We start from the raw sequence: 22,582 nt of genomic DNA, 5'->3' as shown, positions 1-22,582 counted from the left end.
TTGGGTCAGTGGCTCAGCGCCGGACGTCCCGGTCCCGCTCGGCCAATTTGGCAAACATATCGTTATAAGCCGCCAGTTCGGCGTCGTTATTCCTGTCGGCCGCCCGATCTTTACGCTTTGTTTCACGCGCATCAGTGCGGGACCAGGTCACGGCCACGATGATCGCCAGCAGCACTGTCGGGATTTCGCCGATCCCCCACATGTACGCGCCGCCCAGCTGCTGGTCCTCGATCGCAGACAGGCCCCAGTCCCGGCCCATGTTCCCGAACCAGGAGGCCTGGATGAGCGAATCTCCCCCCATGATGGACACGGCGAAGAAGGCGTGGAACGCCATCGTGGCCAGCAGGAGCACCAACCGCAGCGGATAGGGCGCCCGCCGGGGCAGCGGATCAACGCCGACCATCGTCAGGACAAAGATGTAGCCGGTCAGGAGGAAATGCACGTTCATCAGCTCATGCCCCACATGCTCGCGCAGGGCCAGACCGAAGAGCGGCGAGTAGTAGAACAGGATGATGCTGCCGGCGAAGTTGGCCGCAGCGAACAGCGGATGCGTCACCAGCTGGGAGAACTTCGAGTGGATCAGGATCAGGATCCACTCCCGCAGCCCGCGCGAGCCGTCCCCGCGTGGTGTCAGCGCCTTCAGCGCCAGCGTCAGCGGCGCCCCCAGGACCAGGAACAGCGGCACCACCATGGTCAGCGCCATATGGTCCAGCATGTGGGCGCTGAACAGCACCATGCCGTAGACGGCCGGGGCACCGGACGTGAAGTACGTCAGCAGCACCATGCCCACGAACCAGCTGAGGATGCGCAGGACCGGCCAGGAGTCGCCGCGCCGGTGGATCTTGATGACGCCCAGGACATAGGCCACGATGAGGGTCAGTGCCACCGCGACCCAGAGCCAATCGAAGCGCCATTCCGCCAGGTACCGCTCGCTGGTCAGTTCCGGCGGCAGTTCGTAGCCGGTCAGCAGCCGGGCGGGCGTCGCCTCGACCGGCGGCAGTTCCGGCACGGGCGGGGGCGTCCGCGACAGCACCACGGCCACCGCCGATACCGCGCCCATGATGAGCAGCTCCACGGCGATCAGCTGCCACAGGACCCGCTTGGCGGACAGGACGACCCCGGTGGCCGTTCCCCCACCCGAGGTTCCGGTGCCCAGCTGCGGGATGATCCACCGCCGGTGCATCCACCCGATGGCGCCCAGCAGCAGGGTGGCCGCCGTCTTCACGAGCGCCAGCGTGCCGTATTCGGAGGAGAACAGCTGGGACCAGCTGTTGATCCGGTAGGTGGCATTGACGACGCCGGACAGCAGCACCAGCACAAAGGCGAACAGGGCGAGGGCCGAGTAGCGCGCCAGCACGGCAGCGGTGTCATCCCGTCCGCCGCCCCGGCCAGGGGATGCCGGCACCGTCAGGTCCCGGGAGACGAAGGCCAGCACGATCAGCCCGCCGATCCACAGGGCTACGCCGACCAGGTGCAGGCCGATCGAATTGACCGCGCCGTAGTGGTCGTCCGCGCCGGCCGCATGCCCGACCAGCGCCATCGGGATCAGGCCGCCGATGGCCAGCAGCATCGTCAGCGCCAGGCCGGTGGTCGACCGGACGCCGAAGGTCAGCGTCGAGACGACGGCCGCGATGACGGAGATCGCCAGCCATGCCCGGCCATTGGGAATATCGGTCACAAAGCCCACCAGCGCGCTGGTGTACTGTGCGTCACCGCTGAGCGGCAGTCCCGAGATGTCGGAGAAGGTGAGGACCAGCACTGTCACGGCGGCCAGCGTCCAGGCGATGGAGGCCCAGGCCGCCAGCTGCAGCGCATGGGCGAATGCCGGATGCTCGTCGGCCGGGTCCGGCTGCGCGCCGCCGCGGGCGCGCCGGGGCCGCAGCTGCCGCGGCAGGATCACGGCGGCGAAAACCAGGGAACCGATAACGGTGGCCGCAGCCAGATTATGGACCGCCTCGGCCACCGGCAGACCCCAGCGGGTCAGGCCACCGGGGTCGGATACCTCCCCTGCCGCCGCCGCCCCGGAATAGATCAGCGCCAGGACCAGCACCACCGCGGTAACTGCGGCGCCGGCCAGCAGCCAGGGTGTGCCGACGCCTGCCGCAGCCTGCGCTCCCGGGGAGGCAGCGCCGTCGTTCCTGGGCTGCTTCCGCGGGATCGGGGGCTTGGACTGGGAGGAGGGTCTTGCATGTGGCACCCATCCATTCTCGTCCACAGGGCACCAATACCGGTAATTTCGCTGCACGTGCCAGCCGGCCGACTGCGGGCATCGGGGGTGCCCGGCAGCCGGCCGGCCGTCTGTCGGCCGGCGGTAACGCCGGTCACGTCGCCTGGTTCCACAGCAGGGGCCGTTGCGGGTGAACCAGGACTTTGGGCCGCCCGGCCGAGGGCATCGGGGGTGCGCCCCGGCCGGCCGGCGGTCTTGGAAGCCGGGACCTGCGCAGCAGGTTCCGGCGGAATGGGAGGCCGCAGCGCCGGCATCGATCCCGCGGCGGGTCCTCAATTGGCCGCAGGCGCCGGGTCGGGCACAGCCGCCTGCGGACGAGGGCAGACGGTCGACGGCGGGCGGTTCAGCGGGCGGCTCGAGGGGCCGACGGAACGAGGCCAACGGATCGAGGCCGGCGGGTCAAAGGCCTGGCCAGGCACCGCCCGCGGTCAGACAGCCGGCCGCGCAGGTGGCCCACGGTGGCGCATCGCCATGGATACGTCGGGGCCCAGGTATATCGGGACGGCTGTCGAAAGCGGCGGCCGGGCAGTCCGCCCGGTGCCGGTGATCATCCGCAGCGCTGGGAGCAAGGAGCCGATCCGGGCGTGCACGGCACAGTACAGATGGAGCGCCAGCGCATCGCTGCGGCCCATCAGCAGAATGACGACCAGTGCCATGGCGAGATGACCCAGCCAGGTGTAGTCGGGTTCGTGGCCGCTATGGACCGCGGCGGCAAACGCCGGCAGTGCCTGGCTGGCCTGAAGCTGACCGCGGCGCAGCCTGCCCGGCTGTAGGCCGGAGACGGGCTGGCCGCCTGCCGCTAGGCCGGAGGCAGCGGCCATGCCCGCCAAGCGTGCGTTCGCTATCCAGCTGCGCAAAGGCTGCGCGGCGTGTGCAGGCATCGGTCCTCCCCTCGGGCCCTCAGCTGTTCGGTTTCACAATTATGCGGAAGCAACCGGCCAGCGTCGAACCCGGAACACGGCATTGCAGGATTTTCACAAGGCGAAGCCAACGGCAGGTTTAAAGGCAGCAGGGCCGTCACCTTTCGCGGTGACGGCCCTGCCGAAGTCCGGGTGGAGCTTACTTGTTGGAGACTGCAGCCTTCAGCTTGGAACCGGCGGTCAGCTTGACGCTATGGCCTGCTGCGATCTGGATGGTTTCACCAGTCTGCGGGTTGCGGCCGGTGCGGGCCGCACGGTCCGTGCGCTCGACGGCGAGCCAGCCGGGGATGGTGATCTTCTCGCCGTTGGCAACGGAGGTGGAGAAAACGTCGAACAGAGCGTCGAGGACGCCGTTCACGGCGGTCTGGCTGGTGCCTGCCTTTTCTGCTACAGCTGCAACCAGTTCACTGCGGTTCTTAGCCAATTTAGGTCCTCCTGGACTCTTATGGACTCTTGCGGGATACGTGAGCTTTGCGCGGTCGCGAAAAGCTTCTGTGCGAAAACTTACCAGCTTGGCCGGAAAACACCCGCAAAATCGCGGAGTTTTCGGCGGTTTCTGGCCCAATTCGTGGGTTTTTTGCCCCATTGGAATGTGAAAAAGGGCGGCGGCCGAGGCCACCACCCTTTTTCACAGTGCTGTGTTTCCTACGCAGCTTCCGCTGCGCCGCTGGTTACCAGCTGGACTTGGTTACGCCCGGCAGTTCGCCGGCGTGGGCCATGTTGCGGAAGCGAACACGGGAGATACCGAACTTCTGGAGGGTACCGCGCGGACGGCCGTCGATCTGGTCGCGGTTGCGCAGGCGGACCGGGGAAGCATTGCGGGGCAGCTTCTGCAGGCCCAGGCGTGCGGCCTCGCGGGCCTCGTCGCTGGCGTTCTCGTCGACAAGCGTCTTCTTCAGTTCGAGGCGCTTCTCGGCGTAGCGGGCAACAACAAGCTTGCGCTGCTCGTTGCGGGCAATCTTGGACTTCTTCGCCATGTGCTTAGCGCTCCTCTCGGAAGTCGACGTGCTTGCGGATCTTCGGATCGTACTTCTTCAGGACCATACGGTCCGGATCGTTACGACGGTTCTTGCGGGTGACATAGGTGTAGCCGGTGCCCGCGGTGGACTTCAGCTTGATGATCGGACGTACGTCCTTGTCCTTTGCCATTAGAGCTTCACACCCTTCGCCAGGAGATCGGCGACAACGGCGTCAATGCCACGCACGTCGATAGTCTTGATGCCACGCGCGGAAACCTGCAGCGTGACGTTGCGGCGCAGGGACGGAACCCAGTAGCGCTTCTTCTGAATGTTCGGGTCGAACCGGCGCTTGGTGCGGCGGTGCGAGTGCGAAATACTGTGGCCAAAGCCGGGGCCGGCTCCGGTCACCTGGCAGTGTGCTGCCATGACTCTCCTCCAGTTGTAGTAAATATTGGCGGTACTCAACAGATACAGCGGTTTGGGCTGCCTCTGAATCTGCGTGCAAGAGCACCCGCCACCAGTTGTTACACCGTTATTACTGCGACTTTCCGGAGGTTGACCAGGACAGGTGAGAACTGCCCGAAGTGCCTCGCCGCGGGGAAGACGGTGACGATCAATCAAGATCAGGTAGTCGGAGGTGGACTCAACCACGACGACAGCCTTAAATTCTAGGGAAATACAGGCTTCAGCGCAAACCGGGAAGGCACGACGGCGGCACCGGTCCGGGCGTTCACGTTGCCTAGGCGCGGGTCAGGAGGCTGTGCGGGTCCAGGCGCAGCCGGATTCTTTCCCCGATCCGCTCCAGGGCTTCGACATCCTCGTCGTCCAGCGCATCAAAGACGAGCTGCCGGACGGATTCGACGTGGATCGGTGCCAGCTCGACGATAGCCGACCAGCCGTCGTCGGTCATGGTGGCCGTGGTGACCCGCGCATCCACGGCTGACTGGGTGCGCTTCACCCACCCGCGCAGTTCCAGTTTCTTCACCACATGGGACAGCCGGGACAAAGAGGAATTGCTCCGCCGGGCCAGTTCGCTCATGGCCAGGGTGCGGTCCTGGGCCTCGGAGAGCATCGCCAGCACGGTGTAGTCAAAATGGGAAACCCGGGCCGCGCGCTGCAGGGGCTGGTCCAAGGCACCGGGCAGCAGGGTGGTCACCGCCAGCAGGGAGAGCCAGGCCTGGCGCTCCTTCGAATTGAGCCAACGCGCATCAGTCATAGGATCAATTCTCCCACAGGTGCTTTAGTCTTCAAGCATGGGCCAGGCGCGGACCGGAGACACTCAGGATTCCAGCAGGTTGACCACCAGATCCGCCCGCTGCGCGGTCCTGGCAATCAGCTCGGCATTCCGTTCATCCGTCCCCGCCGCCCAGGCCCGGGCCTGCGCGGCGGTCATGCCGAACTGCTGGTGCCGGCAGGCCAGCCGTTCGCGCCGGACCTCCTCCGGCGGGGCCAGGTACCAGACCTCGTCCAGGCACGCCCGGACCCGCCGCCACGGCCGGCCCTCGGACAGCAGATAGTTGCCTTCCGTGATGACCAGCGGCACGGATTCTTCCACCGCGAGGGCCGAGCCGATGGCTTCATCCACCTCCCGGCGGAATTCGGGCGCATACACCACATAGCCGGAACCGCGCTGGCTGTGCAGCCGTTCGAGCAGTTCCGCGTAGCCGGCCGCGTCAAAGGTGTCGATGGCTCCCTTCCGGTCCCGGATGCCCAGGTCGGTGAGCACGCGGTTGGCCAGGTGGAAGCCGTCCATGGAGACGACGGCGGCCCGGTCGGCGCCGAGCGCGTGGACCAGCTTTTCCGCCAGCCAGGATTTGCCGGCACCGGGGGCGCCGGTTATGCCCAGGAGGTGCCGCCGGCCGGGAACGGCCAGCCAGCGCGCGCGGTCCAGAAGGTCATCGAAGCCCAGATGCACAGTCGCCATGGCCCCAAGCCTAACGGCCGAGGGACCCGCCGCGAGCGCAGCGAGTGGTGGGAGGCTGTTGAGCGCTATGCTGTCCCGACGGGGCCGGGCCCGGCACCCGGGCCCGGCACCGGGGCCCGGCACCCGGCTCAGCGTCCGGGCCCAGCGTCCGGGCTCAGCGTCCGGCGGGTACCGGTTCCGCCTCCTGCAGCGGCATGTCGTCCAGGTCCAGCAGCGGGTTTTCGTCCTGGGTCTCCACCAGCTCACGGGCCTCGGCCTGGGTAGCGACCGTGGGCATGGAGCCGGGCATCGGGCGCAGCGCGGATTCGCGCATGAAGAAGACCGTAATGGCGCCGACGATCGACGTGAGCACCAGCCAGTAGGCCGGCATCATGTCATTGCCGGTCAGCTGGATCAGGCCCTGCATGATGAACGGCGCGGTGCCGCCGAAGATCGCTACGGCGAAGTTGTACGCAATGCCCATGGCGCCGTAGCGGCTGGCCGTCGGGAACAGCGCCGGCAGCGAGGAGGCCAGGATCGAAACGTAGAACGTAACCGGGAACGCGATCAGGGCCAGGCCCAGCAGTGTGGACCAGATCTCGCCGACGCCGATCAGCGTGAAGGCCGGGACGGCGAAGAGGACAGTGCTGCCCGAACCGATCCACAGCACCGGGCGGCGGCCGATGCGGTCGGACAGCCGGCCGGCCAGCGGAATGCACAGCGCCATGGCCACCAGGATCGGGATCGTCAGCACGGTGCCCTCGAGCGGCTCGTAGCCCATGGAACCCGTCAGGTAGGACGGCATGTAGGAGGTCAGGGCATAGCCCGCGGTGTTGGCTGCGGCCACCAGCAGCATGGCCACGAGAATGCCGCGCCAGTAGTCCCGGAAGATGGCCAGCGGGCCGCGGGACACGACATCGTCGTCGGCGGCAGCGGCAATTTGTTCCTCGCGGGCATCAAGGGTGGCCTGGAAGGCCGGCGACTCTTCGATCTTGAGCCGGAAGTAGATGGCAATCAGCCCCAGCGGGCCGGCCACCAGGAACGGAATGCGCCAGCCCCAGGCTTCCATGGCCTCGGCACCGAGGGTCACCTGCAGCAGCGACACCACAATGGCGCCGATGGCGAAGCCGAGATAGCTGCCCAGGTCCAGGATGCTGGTGAGGAATCCGCGGCGCTTGTCCGGGGAGTACTCGCTCACGAAGGTGGTGGCGCCGGCGTACTCGCCGCCGGTGGAGAAGCCCTGGATGATCTTCATCAGCACCAGCAGCAGCGGCGCCCAGAATCCGATCTGCGCATATCCCGGCAGCAGGCCGATGGCGAAGGTAGACACCGACATCAGAATCAGCGTCCAGGCGAGGGTCTTCTGCCGCCCGATCTTGTCTCCGAGGTGGCCAAAGATGACGCCGCCGAGCGGGCGGAAGATGAAGGTGACGGCGAAGGTGCCGAGGACGAACATCAGCTGCACGGCCGCATCCGCCTCGGGGAGGAAAACGGCACCCATGACCAGCGTCAGGTAGCCGAAGACGCCGACGTCGTACCATTCCATCGTGTTGCCGACGACAGTGCCGCCGACAGCCTTCTTCAGCATCGGCTTTTCGACGACGTTGACATCGTCAACGCACAGTTTCCGGCGCCGGATCTTCAGCAGATTCGCGGCCTGGGCGGGCGGACGGGTGGGAACGGAAGGATGGACGTCTCTCGGCATTTGGGCCTTCTTTCATAGAGGTCATTTGCTGTGACTAGCCGTGCATCCGGCGCCCCGGAAATACCGGATCCGCCAAACAAGCGTTATATATTACAAGCTTGCTGATCAGTTTCCAAAAGCAACGGACCGCTTAGACTGACCTCCATGACGGAACATCCGGTCCTGCTCATCCCCGGCTGGGCCTGCCCCGCCTGCTACTGGGAACCCGTCGCCGGCCGGCTGCGGGCGCTGGGGCACCAGGTGGAGCCCGTCACGCTCCCGGGTTACGGACCCGAGTCACCGCTGCCGGATAGCTTCGGGTGGACGGTTTCCGAAGCAGCCGAATGGCTCGCGGCAGAAGTACGACGCCGACAGCCCGGACTGGGTGCCGCAACTCCGGTTGGGCAGGCAGTTCCGTTCCACCTGGTGGGCCACTCGCTCGGCGGCAGCATCGGCGCGACGCTCGCCGCAGCGCACCCGAAACTCGTGGCCACGCTGACGCTGGTGGGGATGGTGCCCGTGCCGCCGGCCCCGGCTGTGCGCACGCGCCTGGCGGAGCTGTTCCTGACCGAACTGTTTCTTTCCGACCCTGTTATTTCCGGCCCTGTCGCTTCAGCACAGGTCGATCCGCAGGCGGCCGAACAGTGCCTGCACAGCTGGTACGGAAGCATCCCCCAGGAGCACCGCGCCATGCTGGAGGCGCCGTTCAAGCTGCCCGCCAGCGTCGTACTGGCAAGTCTGCGGGCCGGCCTGGAGGGCGCGGCGCCGGAGGTTCCAGACCGCATCGTTGCGCCCACCCAGGTGATCGTCGGTGCCGGCGACGGCACGCGGCCGCCGTCGGCGGTGGACGATTTCCTGACCCGGCATCCAGGCTGGCGGGCCATCGTGGTTCCGGGTGCGGGGCACATGGTCCACTGGGAGGCGCCGGAGCAGTGCGCCGCGGCGATCCACACCCTCATCACTACCCCCGCGAAACCTCAGTTCTTGCGGGAAAAGCACTCAAAAAACCACAATAACTGAGGTTTCGCGGCAGGGGTGGGCTCGGGAGGGCGGGAGGCTTAGGCCGGCTGCGGCGCGGTGTGCGCAGCCGGCACTTCCTCGCCCGGCCGGGCCGGCCCCGGCGCGGTCCCGTCACCGAAGGGCCGGCCGCCCAGCGCTTCGCGGCCGTGCGCGGTGTGCCAGTTGGACAGGTCCGGGCCCTTGGGCACGATCTGCGTGGGGTTCACGTCCTCGTGCACGATGTAGTAGTGCCGCTTGATCTGGACGAAGTCGATCGTGTCCCCGAAGCCGGGCGTCTGGAACAGGTCCCGGGCGTAGGCCCACAGCACCGGCATCTCCGAGAGCTTGTTGCGGTTGCACTTGAAGTGGCCGTGGTAGACGGCGTCAAAGCGCGCCAGCGTGGTGAACAGGCGCACATCCGCCTCCGTGATGGTATCCCCCACCAGGTAGCGCTGGCCGGCCAGCCGGTCCTCCAGCCAGTCCATCGCGGTCCACAGCCGGTCGTAGGCGGCGTCATAGGCTTCCTGGGAGCCGGCGAAGCCGCAGCGGTACACGCCGTTGTTGACCTCGGTGAACACGCGCTGGTTGACCTCGTCGATCTCCGCGCGCAGTTCCTCCGGGTACAGGTCCGGGGCACCGTCGCGGTGAAACTCCCGCCATTCGGAGGAGAAGTCCAAGGTGATCTGCGGGTAGTTGTTGGTCACCACCTGCCCGCTGGGAACGTCGACGACGGCCGGCACGGTAATCCCGCGCGGATAGTCCGGGAAGCGCCGGAAGTAGGCCTGCTGCAGGCGTTCGATCCCCAGCACCGGGTCCTTGCCGTCCGGGTCCAGGTCGAAGGTCCAGCTGCGCTTGTCATGCGTGGGCCCGGGCATGCCCAGCGAAATAACGTCCTCCAGCCCCAGCAGGCGACGGACGATGATCGTGCGGTTGGCCCACGGGCAGGCGCGGGCAGCGATGAGCCGGTAGCGTCCGGGCTCCACCGGCCAGCGGCCCTCGTGGGGGTTGTCCCCGCCGCGGATGATCCGGTCTTCGATGTAGTTGGTGTCCCGGTTGAACTCCTGGCCGCCGGTCACGTAGTTGCCCTTGAGGCTGGTGCTCAGATCCTCGAAGGGGATGTCGGCGTCCGCGTGCTTACCGTGCATCGGCTGGTTGGCGCTGTTCTCCGTCATGTCCCCACCCTATCCCTCCACTGGGTCAGCAGCACGCGCACGTCAGAGCGCCCAAACGAGCGCATGGCGCTGAGTGCACCGGAGGGGTAGCGGTCCTCAGGGGTAATGGACCGGAGGGAGATCAGTCCCAGTCCGGCTGGGTCAGTTCGGGGTATTTCGGCTTCAGGCTGTCGCCGGAGGACACGCCCCGCAGCCGGCGGCCAATCCAGGGCGCGACGAACCGGCGCGCCCATTCCGCGTCCGCCCGCAGCGCTGCCAGCCGGGACAGTGCCGGCGCCTGCTCCAGCTCCGGCAGCTCGATGGAATGGGACGCCTTGAGGGTCTCCAGCACCTTGGCCGCCATTAGAGTGTGGCCGGCCCGGGACATGTGCAGCCGGTCCGTGTCCCAGTAGCGCCAGTCGCGGAATTCCCGCATCCGCCAGTAGTCCACCAGCTCCGCGCCGTGGTTCTCCGCGATCTCGCGGACCAGCTCGTTGTAGATGGCGGTCCGGCCGCGCATCTTGCCAAAGACGCCGGATTCCACGGCGTCGAATCCGGTGAACACGAGGACCGTGGCGCCGGTCGACGCGAGCCGGGCGATGCCGGCGTCGTACTCCGCCATCAGGTCGTCGATGTCGATCCTGGGCCGCAGGAGGTCGTTACCGCCGGCGTAAACGCTGACCAAGGTCGGCTTCAGGGCCACGGCGGGTTCGATTTGCCCGGCCAGGACACCGCCGATCTTCCGGCCGCGGATCGCGAGGTTGGCGTAGCCCCAGCCCGGCTCCTCCCGGGTGCCCGGGTCCGCGAGGATCAGCTGCTGCGCCACCCGGTCCGCCCAGCCGCGTACGCCGTTGGGCAGGCGGACGTCCCAATCCCCTACGCCTTCAGTGAAGGAATCCCCGACCGCCACAAAACGCTGCGAAAAAGTCACAGCAGTACCTTACCCGCCGGAGGTTACCGGCCGGTACATCCGGGACCTGCGGTACGACGGCGGCCATGCCCGGCGGGTGCCGCGGCGATAGTCTGGTGCAATGTTCATTGCCACGCTCACCTACAAGGTGCCCCTGGAAGTTGTCGAGCAGCAGACGCAGCCGCATATCGACTGGCTGGAGGAAGCCTTCGCCAATGGCTCGCTCGTTGCGGCGGGCCGCAAGGTGCCGCGCACGGGCGGAGTGCTGCTCTCCCTGCTGCATTCCCGCGAGGCCCTGATGGCGGAACTGCACAAGGACCCGTTCCACACGGAAGGAGTGGCGGACTACGAGGTCATGGAGGTGGCCATGACCCGGACCGCCGCCGGCTTCCGGAATCTGATGCAATAGCCGGACCTGCCGCAGCCCCCGGACAGAGTGGATCCGGGCCGGCCCCGCTGCTGGAGCCGGCCCGGAATCTGTGGACGGGCCTAGGGGTGGCCCGTGCTCCGGCCGCTGGAGCCCGGCTCGCCCGGATAATTCCGGACTTCGAGGTCCGCGTCTTCGTACGGACCCGCGGCGGTATTGATGTCGTAGGCCGGGTCCGCGGCGAATGTTTCGCCGGCAGCGGACGGTGAACCGGCGCCGCCGGCCTGCTTGGCGTCCTTGACGTGCTGCGGGGCTTCGGACGCCCGCTCCTTCACGTCCTCGGCGGCGCCCTTTGTCTCCGTCTTCACGGTGTCCGCCGCATCCGATGCCGTCGCTTTGACCTGCTGGGCGGCCTCGCGTGCAGGCTCCTTCAGGTCCTCGGCCATGCCCTTGGCAGTATCGCGCAGTTCCGAAACCATCGGCTGGGCCTTCTCCTTCAGGGCTTCGGCAGCGCGGTGCTCCTGCTTGCTGGCCGGGATCAGGGAGGAAACCAGCCAGCCGGCGCCGAACGCGATCAGGCCTGCGGCCAGCGGGTTGCCCTGCGTCTTGGACGCAACCTGGTGGGGGGCGTCCTTCACCGCCTCGCCGGCGTCATGCATCATGGAGCCGGACTGATCGGCGGCGTGGTGCGCTTTCGCGCTGACGGTGCCGCTGACGTCGTCGGCCCTGCCCATCACTTTGTCCTTAACTCCCACAAACCCCTGCTTGACCTTGTCGGTCTGGCGGTGGGCGATGCTGGAGGGACGGACCTTCTCGGCGACGGCGTCCACGTCCGAATTCAGGTTGCTGCGGGTGCGTTCGATATCACGGCGGATTTCTTCAGGTGTCTGGCTCATGGCTTGTTCTCTCCAGGCTTGAAAGTTGCGGGAAATTCCTTGACGGTTTCGGTCGTCTCAGGCATGCCCTTGACGGCCTTCAGGTCCTTCTTGCCGACGAAGTACAGCACGGCGCCGATGATGCCCCAGATGACGGCGACAATCAGCGCCGCCCAACCCAGGTTCATGACGTTGCCCAAGGCCCAGGTGAGCGCCAGGGACAGGAACAGCAGGACCATGTAGCCGGCGAATCCGGCGCCCCCGAGCATCCCTGCTCCCTTCCCCGCCTTCGAGGCGGACTCGCGCAGTTCCGCCTTGGCGAGCGCCACTTCCTGGCGCATCAGCGTGGAGACATCACGGCTGACTTCGCTGAGCAGGTCGCCCAGGCTGCTGGTCGCCGCCCGCTCTTCGGCATAGGTCTTCCCGCTCGGGTCCGCGTACCGGGCGCCGGCTGCGGTGGAGCCGGTCCCTGCTCCGACGGGACTCGACCCGCCGGGCACGGAACTGCCTGCTCCCGGAACAGCTCCAGGCGCTCCTGCATGGTATGGATCCTGTGTCATCAGCGTTCACCTCCGCCCGGCTGGTGCGCAGGCTTGGGTGTGCCTTCCTCCGGCAGATTCGGAGATGGCCCCTTGTCCACGTGGCCCTCGGCGACGGGAACCTGGCTCTCTTCCGTCGTGACTTCCGTCTTCACGTCGCGGTCCGCCACCGAGGGATCGTCGAGGCGCAGCTCCTTCGTCTGGTCGAGCTCTTCGTCAGGATGGCTGCCCTGCTCTGGATTAGTGCTCATCTTGTCCTCCTTGGATTAGCGCTTCCCTGGTTCGCCGGGCACCGGCAGCGCGCCGGTACCCTGGCCGGACACTAGAGGCCCGTGGGCCGATGCCGCGGCAGGCCGGTGGCAGAATCGATGTCCGTTTCGACGTCCGCATCCGGGTTGTAGCCTGCGGGCCGTTCCCCGGTCAGCGGTTCATACCCCTCCGGCGGCTGCCCCGTAGCCGGGTTGTAGCTGGCGTCCGGATGGTGGCCCGCCGGCACGGACGGGTCGATGCCGGTCGGCGGGTAGTCCGTTACCTGCTCGTAGCCGACGGCGGCAGGCCCGGCAACGGGATCGACGCCGGTCATGGGCTGCGTGTAGGACTGTCGCCCGGCGTAGGGATCCGTCTCCGGCGACGGCGGCGTCGTGGTGTTGTAGGGTCCGGGATTGCCGGCCGAAGGCGGCATGGCCGGCTGCGGCGGAACGGTGCGGCGCGCGGTCTGGGACGTACCATCGTCGGATGCCAGCCCGCGGGTCAGCCGTCCGGCCAGCAGGCCGGCTCCTGCTGCCACGGCCAGGAAGACGCCGGGCCGCTGGCGGGCGAAGCTGCGGACCTCGTCCAGCAGCGAGCCGGGATCGCGGTTGTCCAGCCAGCCAGCGGCGTCCCCGGCGCGCTGGGCGGCCTGCTGGACCAGATGGGTGGCCGTGCCGTTCTCCGAGGAATTGGCGGCCATGGAGTGGAGCTCGTCGCTGATGGAGCGCAGGCCGCCGGCCACGCGCTGCTGCTGCTGGCCGGCCTGGGACCTGAGATCGTCCCTCAGCTGGCTGGCCAGGTTCTGCGCCTGGGCCTTGGCCTCGTGGGCCACTTCCTTGGCCTCGGTCTTGGCTACGCCGGCCACATGCTGTCCGGCTGCCGTGCTCTCCCGCCCAACGTCGCGGGCTTCCGATTTGGCGGCGTCGGTGGTCGATTCCTTTTCCTGCGGCAGGTAGTCATTCATGATTTCCTCCTTAAGGGAAATACCGTGGATGTGCCGGGACGGTCAGTCAGACACTGGTCAGTCCGGGCGCCGGGCGAATGTTTCGCGGAGCAGGCGCCCGTGTGCGATATCCTCCCTTTCCTGTTGCAGTTTCTTGTCGCTCCGCTTGGTATCACGGGGCGGCAGCTGGAGTGTTTCCTCCGCCTCGATGCCGCCCTGAAGCTCACGCCCCCGCTCCATCTCTGCGTCGAATTCGGCGCCGAAGAGCAGGGAGAGGTTGGCCAGCCAGAACCACAGCAGCAGTACGATCACGCCGCCGATGGCGCCGTAGGTCCGGTTGTAGTTGCCGAAGTTGCTCACGTAGAAGGCGAAGCCGGTGGAGGCAATGGCCAGGACCAGCAGGGCCATCGCTGAACCCGGCGTCATCCAGCGGAACTTGGGCTGACGTACGTTCGGAGTGGCGTAGTACAGCAGCGCGATCACTGCGATCGCGAAGATCACCACCACCGGCCACTTGGCGATATTCCAGACGGCCAGGGCCGTTTCACCGAGCCCAATAACGCCGCCGATGGCTTCCGCAAACGGTCCGGACACCGCCATGAGGACCGCCATGAGGACCGCCATGATCAGCACCACCACGGTCACCACCAGCATGGTCGGTCGCAGCTTCCAGAACGGACGCCCTTCCTCAACCTCGTAGATCTTGTTCATGGCCCGGCCGAAGGCGCCGACGTAGCCGGAGGCGGACCAGATGGCGCCCAGGACACCAACGATCAGGGCCAGCCCTGCCGTCGGAGCGTTCGTCAACTGCTCAATTGGCTGACGGATAGCGTCCACCGCCGTGCCTGGGGCAAAGCGCTGGATGATGTCCAGCATGGTTTGGGTTGTGGTTTCCGCCTGCCCGACGACGCCCAGCAGGGACACCAGCGCCAGCAATCCCGGGAAGATTGACAGCACCGAGTAGTAAGTCAGTGCTGCGGCCAGATCGGTGCACTGGTCATTGCTGAACTCGCGCACCGCCCGCTTGAAGATATATTTCCACGACGGCTTCCGCACTTCGGTGGGGCTCTGGGGCTTCCGCGCATCATCCGGCGGCGGGCTGTCCCCTTTGTCCAAGGTCTGCCGCCGCGACGCGGTCTGGTCCGACATGCGTCCTCCTCAGGCTCAAGTAGCTGCTGTCCGCTGGAATTCCGTTGGAAATTCCGCATGACCGCGGGAATGGCTCCGGGTGCTTGAAGCCGACTATGCGGTAGCGATTGATGCCAGCATAATCATAAGTAAGCTTACAAAGGCAAGGGTCCATGTCCATAGCCCCGCGAGGAGCAGCCATGCGGATCGCCCTCATCGGGGCAACCGGGAACGTCGGCACAGCACTGCTGCACCGGCTGCACACTGCGCACCAGGTGTCCGGGATCCTGGGCATCGCCCGGAGGGTGCCGGATGAGTCCCGCCGGCCCTATGCCTATGCCTCCTGGCTGGGCCTGGACATCGGTGCTCCGGAGGCGCGCCGGACACTGGCAGCCGCGCTGGAAGGCTGCGACGCCGTCGTACACCTCGCCTGGGCAGTGCGGCCTAGCCACCGCGAGGATCTGCTCTACCGGATCAATGTCACCGGCAGCGCCAACGTCTTCGCCGCGGTGGCCGAAGCCGGTGTCCCCCAGCTGGTGTACGCATCGTCGCTCGGGGCCTACAGCCGCGGCGGCAAGGACCGGCGCATCGACGAGAGCTGGCCGGTCGGCGGGATCAGCAGCTCGCATTACAGCCGGCACAAAGCGCAGGTCGAGCAGCTGCTCGACGCCTTCGAGGCGGAGCATCCCGAGGTGCTGGTCACCCGGCTGCGGCCGGCCCTCATCTTCCAGGCTGCCTCCGGAAGCGAGGTCGGCCGGTACATGCTGGGGCCACTGCTGCCGAAGTTCCTGCCGGGCAGGCTTCCGCTCCCGGTGCTGCCCCTCCCGCGGGAGCTGGTCTTCCAGGCGGTCCATGCCGAGGACGTCGCGGAGGCCTACTGGCGCGCGCTGGAGCGCGGCGAGCCGGGAGCGTTCAATATCACCGCTGAACCGGTCATCACCCCGCAGACACTGGCACGGATGGCAGGCGCCCGGCGGCTGCTGTGTTTTCCCGTGACCTGGCTGCGGGCGGCGATGCGGCTGAGCTGGCTGCTGCGCGTGCAGCCGACGGATCCGGGCTGGATCGACATGGCCGTACACGCGCCGCTGCTGAGCTCCAGCCGGGCGCAGCGCGAGCTCGGCTGGGAGCCGAAGCATACCTCGACCGAGGCCTTGGCCGAACTCTGGTACGCCCTCGCGGCCGGGCGGGGCGTCGGCGGTTCTCCCCCGCTGGAGCCGCGGCGGCCGGGGCCCCTCGCCGCTAGCTGAGTTCGGCCTTGCCCTGCCGCCAGTAGCCCATGAACGCGACCTGCTTGCGGTCGATCCCGACGTCCCGCACGAGGTAGCGCCGCAGTTCCTTGATCACGCCCGCTTCGCCGGCAATCCAGGCATAGAACGGGAGCGCTCCGGCCGGCTTGCCCGGATTCTTCCCCTGCGCGGCCACCGCCGCATCCAGCCGCATCGGCGTCTCCCAGAGGATGGCTTCATCGATATTGACGTCCTCCGGCTCCGGACCGGCGGCGTCCATGTCCTTGATCTCCACCCAGCCCGGCACCGCGACGGCACGGCGCACGGCAGCGTCGAGCAGTTCCCCGTGCGCTGTACCGGGATGGGCTCCGCGTGCCAGCCAGACGATCTCCACGCCGGAACGGGTCCGGATGTCCTGGAAATCCGCGGCATCCGGAACCTCGAGGATCGCGTGCCCGGTGATGTCCTCGGGCAGCGACTCAAGGATCGCGTTGATCGCCGGAACCGCCGTCTCGTCGCCGGCAATCAGCACCCGCTGTGCCAGGCCCGGCCGCCATTCAATGCCGCCGTAGCTTTCCGCCGTCGCGCAGTTCGCCGCGTGGATGTTGGGACCGATGAGGACGACGCCGGCCCCCGGCTTGGCTGCCGCCGCCCAGTTCGATGCCGGGCCGCCATGGCCGCCGGCGTCGACATGCAGCACAAAATCCACATCGATTTCCGGGACTGCGGCGCCGCTGCGGTCGGCCCGTACCGTGTAGGTGCGCATGGAGCCGCGCGTGGCCGGATCCAGCTGGCGCCACTGCTGGTACCAGCCGTGGCCAGCGCCGATGGAACCGGCCAGGTCCGGCAGCGGAACTTCCCGGCCGTCGACCATCGACGGGATTATGATCTTGATCCGCAGGTCCCGCGTGGGTCCATGGACGCCGAAGCTGCGCAGGCTCTCGCCGCCGAAGGTGATGCGCCGGAAATCCGGGCCGATGTCCCGCACCCGCGTTACGGCGACGTCGAACGCCAGCACGGGGGACGGAGCGGTTGCGGTAGCTGTTGTCTGGGTCACGCTGCGGGCTCCTTTGCCAGTAGGACTTCCTTGCTGGGATCTGCGTGGTGGCGGCCAATCGGGACGATCAGCGGCGTGCCGGACACCGGGTCCTGCAGCACGCGGGATTCCAGGCCGAACACGTTGCGAACCACCTCGGCGGTCACCACTTCCGTGGGTGCGCCCGTGACCACGATCCGTCCTGCCTTCAGCGCCACCAGATGGTCCGCGTAGCGTGCGGCCAAATTCAGGTCGTGCAGCACGATGCCCACAGTGGTTCCGGCCCGCCGGTTGAGGTCGGTGACCAAGTCCAGCACCTCGACCTGGTGTGCCACGTCCAGGAACGTGGTGGGTTCGTCCAGCAGCAGGATGTCCGTCTCCTGCGCCAGCGCCATGGCGATCCAAACGCGCTGGCGCTGGCCGCCGGACAGCTCGTCCACCGGCCGCCCGGCAAGCTCCAGCGTTCCGGTGGCCTGCAGCGCGGAGGCTACGGCGACGTCGTCGTCCGCGGTCCACTTCCGGAACCAGCCCTGGTGCGGGTAGCGGCCGCGGCCCACCAAATCGGCGACGGTGATGCCCTCCGGCGCCACCGGGGTCTGCGGCAGCAGCCCCAGCACGGTGGCCACCTGGCGGGTGGGCTGCGAGTGGATGTCCTTGCCATCCAGCAGCACCGCGCCGCCGGCCGGCTTGAGCAGCCGGGACAGGCCGCGCAGCAGGGTTGACTTGCCGCAGGCGTTGGCACCGACGATCATGGTCACCTTGCCCGCGGGCAGCGTGAGGGACAGGTCCTGGACCACCGTGCGGTCCTCATAGGACAGGGTCAGGTTCCGGGCCTGCAGGGTGTGCATCATACTCATGCTCCTTGTCCGCTTCGGTTGGCCGTGACCAGCAGCCACAGCAGGAACGGCGCGCCCAGCGCCCCGGTGACGACGCCGACGGGCAGCGAAGTGCCGTCCCACAGCAGCGGTGCCACACTGGCCGCCGCGAAATCCGCGGCCAGCACGATCACCGCGCCCACCAGTCCGGCCGCGGGCAGCGAGGCGGTGCCGTGCAGCAGGCGGCGGGCGATGGGGCCAGCCAGGAAGGCGACGAAGGCAACCGGCCCGGCAGCCGCCGTCGCCACCGCCGCCAAGGCGACGCCGGCCAGCATCAGTCCCAGCCGCGAGGCCTCCACCCGCACGCCCAGGCCGGCGGCGGCTTCGTCCCCGAACTCAAGGCCGCGCAGGTTCCCGGCCAGCGCCGTGGTCAGCGGCAGCAGCACCAGCAGGGAGAGCGCCAGGACGCCGGCACGGTCCCAGCTGCTGGAGTTCAGCGAGCCGTTCAGCCAGACCAGCGCCTCGGATGCGGTCCGGACATCCGAGCGGGTCATCAGGAAGCTGACCAGAGCGTGCATCACGGCAGCGAAGCCGATACCCACCAGGATCAGCCGGTAGCCGGCCACGGACTTGGTGCGCCCGGAACTGCGGCCGGCCAGCAGGTAGATCAGCAGCGCGACGCCCAGTGCGCCTACCAGCGCCGAGACCGAGACGGCAGCGCCTGCGGCACCGAACACCACGATCGCGGTGACCGCCGCGGCGCTGGCCCCGTAGCTGATGCCGATAATGTCCGGACTGGCCAGCGGATTGCGCAGCATCGTCTGGAACACCGCCCCGGAAATGCCGAAGGCCAGGCCGATCAGGACACCGGTCACCGCCCGCGGCAGCTTGTTCTCCATCACGATGAAGCTGGCGCCCGGGATCGTCTCGCCGGTGAAATGGCCGGCAAGGATGCGGAAGAAATCCGGGATAGTCACCGTGTAGGTGCCCAGCAGCACGTTTACGGCGAGCAGCACGACGACGGCCGCCACCAGCGCGGCCAGCGCCAGCCGGGTGCGGCGCGCCGAGGCCCGGCGGCGCAGCCGGGCCTGCGCTGCGAGGCCGGGGAGCACCGCTGTCACAGTCCCACGGCCTTGCGCCGGCGCATCAGCCAGATGAAGACGGGCGCGCCGATGACGGCGGTCATGATGCCCACCTGGATCTCCCCCGGCGGCGCGATGACGCGGCCCACAACATCCGCGCCGACCAGCAGCAGGGGCGCCAGCACCATGGAAAACGGCAGGATCCAGCGGTAGTCGGGGCCGGTGAGCGCGCGGACCACGTGCGGAATCACCAGGCCCACGAACGCGATCGGACCGGCCGCCGCGGTAGCCGAACCGCACAGCACCACCACACCCAGCGCGGTGACGGCCCGCGACAGCCCCACCTTCTGCCCGAGCCCGCGGGCGACGTCGTCGCCCAGCGACAAGCCGTTGAGGATCCGGCCGGTGAACAGCGTGATCAGGGCACCGGCAGCCAGGAACGGCAGTACTGCCAGCAGCGTGTCCCATTCCCGGGCGGCGACGGTGCCGACCTGCCAGAAACGGAACCGGTCCAGCGTCTCCTGGCTGGAGACCAGCACGGCGTTCATCAGCGAACTCAGCCCGGCGGACAACGCCGCGCCGGCCAGGGCCAGCTTGAGGGGCGTCGCACCGTCACGGCCCAGGCTCGCCACGGCATAGACCACGACGGCGGCAAGCGCGGCGCCGGCGAAGGCGAACCAGATGTAGCCGGTCACTGAGCTGACACCGAAGAGGTAGATGCCGCAGACCACGGCCAGCGCCGCGCCCGAGTTCACACCCAGGATGCCCGGATCCGCCAGCGGATTGCGGGCCACGCCCTGCATCGCGGCGCCGGCCAGGCCAAGCGCCGCTCCAACCACCAGACCGGTGACCGTTCGCGGAATGCGGGAATGGATGACGGCGTGATCGCCGTTGGCGGGATCAAAGTTCGTGAGGGCATCGATCAGGGTGGGCAGATTAACGGGCCGCGCACCGAAGGCCAGGGAGGCGAAGCCGGACAGGACCAGCAGGACCAGGCAGCCCAGCAGCAGGGCCGTGCGCGGACCCGGACTGCGCACAGTGCCGCGGCGCGTATGCAGGACCGCCGGCCCCCGGGTCATCTCCACGACGGTCATCCGGCCCTCCTTCCGGTCGCATCCGGCCGCTCCGGTCAACGGAAGTAAGGCTAACCTACCGTGGCGTGGATTACGAAACGTTGGCGTCACCTATTGCACCCGGATGAGGGGAACAATCAGGAGGCGGTGTTCTTCCGCAGGGTCCAGACGTTGGCACCGTCGCGGCGTTCGTACACCACCGTGGTCACCAGATCCTCAAGAACCGGAAGCAGCAGGCGCTGCGGAAGCTGGCGCTGCCGGACGGAGGACGGGGACAGACGAGAGTACACCGGAGGCGGAACTGGAAGTGTTCCGGAATGACGGCGCCACTCCCCTGGCGCTGCAGGAGCGGCCGGCGTACCGGGCCGCCGGCGGGGAATCCATTTCCGACCACCTGGTCTGGATGGTCCGTCCGCCGCACCAGAAGGTGCTCTCGACGTCGGCCCGCGCCATGCAGGACGAGGAAGGCCGTTTCGAAGGCTCCGTGGTCGCCTTCAACGACGTCAAGGAGCTGGTGGCGGCGCTCTCGGTCAACGACGAGTTCGTCTCCAGCCTCTCCCATGAGGGTCCGGCTGGTCTGCGAAGTCCAGGACACCGGGATGGGTATCAGCGAGGCGGACCGCGCAGAGCTGTTCACGAAGTTTTTCCGCACCCCCGCGGCCCGCACGGCCACGATCCCGGGCATCGGCCTGGGACTGGCGATCACCAAGCAATTAGCCGCTGCTAACGTTCTAGCAAACGCCATAGCAAAAGCAGCCATAGCAAAGCCTCATCAAGCAGAGTATGCATGGGAAGGGAAAGGCACGTCGTGACAGCACAGGCACCGGCAGACCGCGGCCAAGGCCTGGCCCTGGTGGCCAGCGCTGAGGCCGAGATCCTCGACCTTGCACAGGAGAGCCTGCGCGGCGGCGGGTTCGGTGTCCTGGGCGCCACCGGTCCGGATGAGGCGCTGGAGGCGGCGCGCACCGGCCCGGACGTGGCTGTCCTGTGCGATTCGATGCCTGGGCTCTCCGGCCTGCTGCGGCGGTTGAAGGAGGACGAAGCGTGCGCCCGCCTTCCTGTCATCATGCTGGTGACGGGAGACAGCGCAGGGGACGAAGCACTGCTGACCGCGTCCGACTACCTGGTCCGGCCCTTCCGCCCCCACGAGCTGGTCCGGCGGGTCCGGACGGTCCTGGGCCGAGCCCGGCTCCAGCAGAGCCGCCGGCGGGCAGCCGAACAGTTCCGGGAGCAGACCCGTGCCGTCTCCGCGGCGATCCGACGCACCAATACCCCGGAGGTCATGGCCGAACAGCTGGTCAGCGGGCTCGCAGCCGCCTTCGGCGCGGACCGGGTCTGGCTTGCCACGTTCCAGGACAGCCGTGTGCCCCTGCTGGCCAACGGCTGGTCCCGGGGACTGCCCGAGACCACGGTGCCGCTGGGGGAAAACGGAGTCCAGGCGGAGGCGCTGGCGGCCCTCCTGTGGGAACGGTCCACGGTCCTGTCCGTCGACGACCATGCCGGGGACCAGCCGGACCCATCGGAATCCGGCGTCCCCGGACGGGGCCGGCTCAACGCCTGGGCGCTGGCCCGCGGCGCCAGGGCCTCCGCCGTGGCTGCCATCGGCCAGGGAAACCAGCCCTTCGGCATCATCTGGATGAGCACGGCTGAACCGCGCCGCTGGTCGAACACCGAGCTGGCGCTGCTGCAGCATGTCGCCAGCAACTTCGCGTACGGCCTGGTGCAGGGGCACCTGATTACCGCCCAGCAGCAGGTGGTGCAGCGGCTCCAGGAGCTGGACCGGGCCAAGAGCGAGTTCGTGGCCACCGTCAACCATGAGCTGCGGACGCCGCTGACCTCGATCATCGGCTACCTTGACATGCTGGAGGAGGGCGCCGGCGGTCCGCTGCCGGACGGCGCCGCGCGTATGCTCCAGGTGGTCGACCGCAATGCGCACCGGCTGCGCGGCCTGATCGAGGACCTGCTCACCCTCTCCCGCACCGATGCGGGGGATGTCCACCTGACCATTGCCCCGGTGCCGCTGGCTCCGGTGCTGAAAGCCGTCGTCGCAGCCCTCGAGCCGATCGCCGAGGCCCGGAATGTGGCCGTCCGCCTGGCGGACATCCCGGCCACCGCCGTCGTCGACGGTGACGAAGCCCAGCTGGAGCGCGTGTTCACCAACATCACGTCCAATGCCGTCAAGTTCACACCGGCCGGCGGCAAGGTGGAACTTTCGGCCGTCCTGTCAGGCGCCGGGGAGAACGACGGCGGCGGTTCGGTAACCGTCAACGTCGCCGATACCGGGATCGGCATTCCGGAACAGGACATCCCGCGCCTGTTCAGCCGGTTCTTCCGCGCTTCCAATGCCACCGCCGCGGCCATTCCGGGCACCGGCCTGGGGCTGTCGATCGTTCGGGATGTGCTGGAGCAGCACGGCGGACGGCTGGCCATTACCTCGACCGTCGGCCAGGGGACGACGATGGCGGTCACGCTGCCGCTGCGGACCGGGTCCTGAAT

At 67.9% G+C, this 22,582-nt stretch carries 26 protein-coding genes; 5 read left to right on the top strand and 21 right to left on the bottom strand.

Going from position 1 to position 22,582, the window contains the following annotated elements:
* Positions 1-13 precede the first annotated feature (13 nt).
* The 9 genes from AC5RWU_RS01030 to AC5RWU_RS00990 form a co-directional block, all read right to left on the bottom strand.
* Positions 14-2,197 (bottom strand): bifunctional copper resistance protein CopD/cytochrome c oxidase assembly protein, encoded by a 2,184-nt coding sequence (locus AC5RWU_RS01030; RefSeq protein ID WP_494029013.1) that lies wholly within the window; start codon positions 2,195-2,197, stop codon positions 14-16.
* Positions 2,198-2,655: 458 nt separating this feature from the next.
* Complete coding sequence (locus tag AC5RWU_RS01025; protein WP_494029012.1) at positions 2,656-3,108, bottom strand: hypothetical protein; 453 nt, start codon at positions 3,106-3,108, stop codon at positions 2,656-2,658.
* Positions 3,109-3,286: 178 nt separating this feature from the next.
* Positions 3,287-3,571 (bottom strand): HU family DNA-binding protein, encoded by a 285-nt coding sequence (locus AC5RWU_RS01020; protein WP_494029011.1) that lies wholly within the window; start codon positions 3,569-3,571, stop codon positions 3,287-3,289.
* A 247-nt stretch (positions 3,572-3,818) separates the two neighbouring features.
* Positions 3,819-4,124: a 30S ribosomal protein S14 gene (gene rpsN / locus AC5RWU_RS01015; RefSeq protein WP_494029010.1), complete on the bottom strand. Its 306-nt coding sequence runs from the start codon at positions 4,122-4,124 to the stop codon at positions 3,819-3,821.
* A 4-nt stretch (positions 4,125-4,128) separates the two neighbouring features.
* Positions 4,129-4,296: a 50S ribosomal protein L33 gene (rpmG, locus tag AC5RWU_RS01010; protein WP_494029009.1), complete on the bottom strand. Its 168-nt coding sequence runs from the start codon at positions 4,294-4,296 to the stop codon at positions 4,129-4,131.
* Positions 4,296-4,532: a 50S ribosomal protein L28 gene (gene rpmB / locus AC5RWU_RS01005; RefSeq protein WP_494029008.1), complete on the bottom strand. Its 237-nt coding sequence runs from the start codon at positions 4,530-4,532 to the stop codon at positions 4,296-4,298. The genes rpmG and rpmB overlap by 1 nt, the downstream gene beginning before the upstream one ends.
* 313 nt (positions 4,533-4,845) lie before the next feature.
* Positions 4,846-5,322 carry a MarR family winged helix-turn-helix transcriptional regulator gene (locus tag AC5RWU_RS01000; RefSeq protein ID WP_494029007.1) on the bottom strand — a complete coding sequence of 159 codons (477 nt, stop codon included), beginning with the start codon at positions 5,320-5,322 and terminating at the stop codon, positions 4,846-4,848.
* Between the two features lie 63 nt (positions 5,323-5,385).
* Entirely contained in the window at positions 5,386-6,030 is a 645-nt protein-coding gene (locus tag AC5RWU_RS00995; RefSeq protein WP_494029006.1) for a nucleoside/nucleotide kinase family protein, read from the bottom strand.
* A 154-nt stretch (positions 6,031-6,184) separates the two neighbouring features.
* Positions 6,185-7,714 (bottom strand): MFS transporter, encoded by a 1,530-nt coding sequence (locus AC5RWU_RS00990; protein ID WP_494029005.1) that lies wholly within the window; start codon positions 7,712-7,714, stop codon positions 6,185-6,187.
* Between the two features lie 144 nt (positions 7,715-7,858).
* Between AC5RWU_RS00990 and AC5RWU_RS00985 the strand changes: the two genes are divergently transcribed.
* Positions 7,859-8,713: an alpha/beta fold hydrolase gene (locus AC5RWU_RS00985; RefSeq protein WP_494029004.1), complete on the top strand. Its 855-nt coding sequence runs from the start codon at positions 7,859-7,861 to the stop codon at positions 8,711-8,713.
* A 38-nt stretch (positions 8,714-8,751) separates the two neighbouring features.
* On the opposite strand, the gene AC5RWU_RS00980 is transcribed toward AC5RWU_RS00985, so the two are convergent.
* A complete protein-coding gene (locus AC5RWU_RS00980; protein WP_494029153.1) occupies positions 8,752-9,837 on the bottom strand; it encodes a glutathione S-transferase family protein in 1,086 nt (361 codons plus the stop codon).
* A 148-nt stretch (positions 9,838-9,985) separates the two neighbouring features.
* A complete protein-coding gene (locus AC5RWU_RS00975; RefSeq protein WP_494029003.1) occupies positions 9,986-10,774 on the bottom strand; it encodes an SGNH/GDSL hydrolase family protein in 789 nt (262 codons plus the stop codon).
* A 100-nt stretch (positions 10,775-10,874) separates the two neighbouring features.
* On the opposite strand from AC5RWU_RS00975, the gene AC5RWU_RS00970 reads away from it, so the two are divergent.
* A complete protein-coding gene (locus AC5RWU_RS00970; RefSeq protein WP_494029002.1) occupies positions 10,875-11,162 on the top strand; it encodes a YciI family protein in 288 nt (95 codons plus the stop codon).
* 80 nt (positions 11,163-11,242) lie between these two features.
* Here AC5RWU_RS00970 and AC5RWU_RS00965 read toward each other — a convergent pair whose 3' ends face one another.
* The 5 genes from AC5RWU_RS00965 to AC5RWU_RS00945 all read right to left on the bottom strand — a co-directional run bounded on the left by AC5RWU_RS00965 (position 11,243) and on the right by AC5RWU_RS00945 (position 14,875).
* On the bottom strand, positions 11,243-12,016 hold the full coding sequence (locus tag AC5RWU_RS00965; protein WP_494029001.1) for a DUF3618 domain-containing protein: 774 nt from the start codon (positions 12,014-12,016) through the stop codon (positions 11,243-11,245).
* Positions 12,013-12,381 (bottom strand): phage holin family protein, encoded by a 369-nt coding sequence (locus AC5RWU_RS00960; protein WP_494029152.1) that lies wholly within the window; start codon positions 12,379-12,381, stop codon positions 12,013-12,015. The genes AC5RWU_RS00965 and AC5RWU_RS00960 overlap by 4 nt, the downstream gene beginning before the upstream one ends.
* A 173-nt stretch (positions 12,382-12,554) precedes the next feature.
* On the bottom strand, positions 12,555-12,785 hold the full coding sequence (locus AC5RWU_RS00955) for a hypothetical protein (protein ID WP_494029000.1): 231 nt from the start codon (positions 12,783-12,785) through the stop codon (positions 12,555-12,557).
* 71 nt (positions 12,786-12,856) lie between these two features.
* Positions 12,857-13,747: an ATP synthase subunit B family protein gene (locus AC5RWU_RS00950; protein WP_494028999.1), complete on the bottom strand. Its 891-nt coding sequence runs from the start codon at positions 13,745-13,747 to the stop codon at positions 12,857-12,859.
* A gap of 57 nt (positions 13,748-13,804) precedes the next feature.
* Positions 13,805-14,875: a YihY/virulence factor BrkB family protein gene (locus tag AC5RWU_RS00945; RefSeq protein WP_494028998.1), complete on the bottom strand. Its 1,071-nt coding sequence runs from the start codon at positions 14,873-14,875 to the stop codon at positions 13,805-13,807.
* A 179-nt stretch (positions 14,876-15,054) separates the two neighbouring features.
* On the opposite strand from AC5RWU_RS00945, the gene AC5RWU_RS00940 reads away from it, so the two are divergent.
* The gene (locus AC5RWU_RS00940) at positions 15,055-16,101 is read left to right on the top strand and encodes an NAD-dependent epimerase/dehydratase family protein (protein ID WP_494036870.1); all 1,047 of its coding nucleotides are present in this window, start codon (positions 15,055-15,057) and stop codon (positions 16,099-16,101) included.
* Here AC5RWU_RS00940 and AC5RWU_RS00935 read toward each other — a convergent pair.
* The 5 genes from AC5RWU_RS00935 to AC5RWU_RS00915 all read right to left on the bottom strand — a co-directional run bounded on the left by AC5RWU_RS00935 (position 16,094) and on the right by AC5RWU_RS00915 (position 20,376).
* On the bottom strand, positions 16,094-17,137 hold the full coding sequence (locus AC5RWU_RS00935) for a siderophore-interacting protein (RefSeq protein WP_494028996.1): 1,044 nt from the start codon (positions 17,135-17,137) through the stop codon (positions 16,094-16,096). The genes AC5RWU_RS00940 and AC5RWU_RS00935 overlap by 8 nt on opposite strands.
* Positions 17,134-17,964, bottom strand: coding sequence for an ABC transporter ATP-binding protein (locus tag AC5RWU_RS00930; protein WP_494029151.1), 831 nt, complete (start codon positions 17,962-17,964; stop codon positions 17,134-17,136). Before AC5RWU_RS00930 ends, AC5RWU_RS00935 begins: the two co-directional genes overlap by 4 nt.
* A 5-nt stretch (positions 17,965-17,969) precedes the next feature.
* A complete protein-coding gene (locus tag AC5RWU_RS00925; protein ID WP_494028995.1) occupies positions 17,970-19,052 on the bottom strand; it encodes a FecCD family ABC transporter permease in 1,083 nt (360 codons plus the stop codon).
* Positions 19,049-20,092, bottom strand: coding sequence for a FecCD family ABC transporter permease (locus AC5RWU_RS00920; protein WP_494029150.1), 1,044 nt, complete (start codon positions 20,090-20,092; stop codon positions 19,049-19,051). Before AC5RWU_RS00920 ends, AC5RWU_RS00925 begins: the two co-directional genes overlap by 4 nt.
* Before the next feature lie 131 nt (positions 20,093-20,223).
* Positions 20,224-20,376 carry a hypothetical protein gene (locus AC5RWU_RS00915; protein ID WP_494028994.1) on the bottom strand — a complete coding sequence of 51 codons (153 nt, stop codon included), beginning with the start codon at positions 20,374-20,376 and terminating at the stop codon, positions 20,224-20,226.
* A gap of 27 nt (positions 20,377-20,403) precedes the next feature.
* Here AC5RWU_RS00915 and AC5RWU_RS00910 point away from each other — a divergent pair, with 27 nt between their 5' ends.
* Together AC5RWU_RS00910 and AC5RWU_RS00905 are read left to right on the top strand one after the other, a co-directional pair.
* Positions 20,404-20,898 (top strand): ATP-binding protein, encoded by a 495-nt coding sequence (locus AC5RWU_RS00910; RefSeq protein ID WP_494028993.1) that lies wholly within the window; start codon positions 20,404-20,406, stop codon positions 20,896-20,898.
* A complete protein-coding gene (locus tag AC5RWU_RS00905) occupies positions 20,895-22,580 on the top strand; it encodes an ATP-binding response regulator (protein WP_494028992.1) in 1,686 nt (561 codons plus the stop codon). Before AC5RWU_RS00910 ends, AC5RWU_RS00905 begins: the two co-directional genes overlap by 4 nt.
* Positions 22,581-22,582: the final 2 nt, after the last annotated feature.

The organism is Arthrobacter sp. B0427-1-12 (assembly GCF_059092905.1).
This window is presented reverse-complemented; position numbering and strand designations above follow the sequence as displayed.

Excerpts from the sequence above, each read along its gene's own strand:
- AC5RWU_RS00955 (WP_494029000.1), bottom strand. The coding sequence starts at position 12,785 with ATGAGCACTAATCCAGAGCAGGGCAGCCATCCTGACGAAGAGCTCGAC.
- AC5RWU_RS00990 (WP_494029005.1), bottom strand. The coding sequence starts at position 7,714 with ATGCCGAGAGACGTCCATCCTTCCGTTCCCACCCGTCCGCCCGCCCAG.
- AC5RWU_RS01000 (WP_494029007.1), bottom strand. The coding sequence starts at position 5,322 with ATGACTGATGCGCGTTGGCTCAATTCGAAGGAGCGCCAGGCCTGGCTC.
- AC5RWU_RS00930 (WP_494029151.1), bottom strand. The coding sequence starts at position 17,964 with ATGCACACCCTGCAGGCCCGGAACCTGACCCTGTCCTATGAGGACCGC.
- AC5RWU_RS00985 (WP_494029004.1), top strand. The coding sequence starts at position 7,859 with ATGACGGAACATCCGGTCCTGCTCATCCCCGGCTGGGCCTGCCCCGCC.
- rpmG (WP_494029009.1), bottom strand. The coding sequence starts at position 4,296 with ATGGCAAAGGACAAGGACGTACGTCCGATCATCAAGCTGAAGTCCACC.
- AC5RWU_RS00995 (WP_494029006.1), bottom strand. The coding sequence starts at position 6,030 with ATGGCGACTGTGCATCTGGGCTTCGATGACCTTCTGGACCGCGCGCGC.
- AC5RWU_RS00940 (WP_494036870.1), top strand. The coding sequence starts at position 15,055 with ATGCGGATCGCCCTCATCGGGGCAACCGGGAACGTCGGCACAGCACTG.
- AC5RWU_RS00910 (WP_494028993.1), top strand. The coding sequence starts at position 20,404 with ATGACGGCGCCACTCCCCTGGCGCTGCAGGAGCGGCCGGCGTACCGGG.
- AC5RWU_RS00970 (WP_494029002.1), top strand. The coding sequence starts at position 10,875 with ATGTTCATTGCCACGCTCACCTACAAGGTGCCCCTGGAAGTTGTCGAG.
- AC5RWU_RS00920 (WP_494029150.1), bottom strand. The coding sequence starts at position 20,092 with ATGACCCGGGGGCCGGCGGTCCTGCATACGCGCCGCGGCACTGTGCGC.
- AC5RWU_RS00950 (WP_494028999.1), bottom strand. The coding sequence starts at position 13,747 with ATGAATGACTACCTGCCGCAGGAAAAGGAATCGACCACCGACGCCGCC.
- AC5RWU_RS00945 (WP_494028998.1), bottom strand. The coding sequence starts at position 14,875 with ATGTCGGACCAGACCGCGTCGCGGCGGCAGACCTTGGACAAAGGGGAC.
- rpsN (WP_494029010.1), bottom strand. The coding sequence starts at position 4,124 with ATGGCGAAGAAGTCCAAGATTGCCCGCAACGAGCAGCGCAAGCTTGTT.
- AC5RWU_RS00980 (WP_494029153.1), bottom strand. The coding sequence starts at position 9,837 with ATGCACGGTAAGCACGCGGACGCCGACATCCCCTTCGAGGATCTGAGC.
- AC5RWU_RS01025 (WP_494029012.1), bottom strand. The coding sequence starts at position 3,108 with ATGCCTGCACACGCCGCGCAGCCTTTGCGCAGCTGGATAGCGAACGCA.
- AC5RWU_RS00965 (WP_494029001.1), bottom strand. The coding sequence starts at position 12,016 with ATGAGCCAGACACCTGAAGAAATCCGCCGTGATATCGAACGCACCCGC.
- rpmB (WP_494029008.1), bottom strand. The coding sequence starts at position 4,532 with ATGGCAGCACACTGCCAGGTGACCGGAGCCGGCCCCGGCTTTGGCCAC.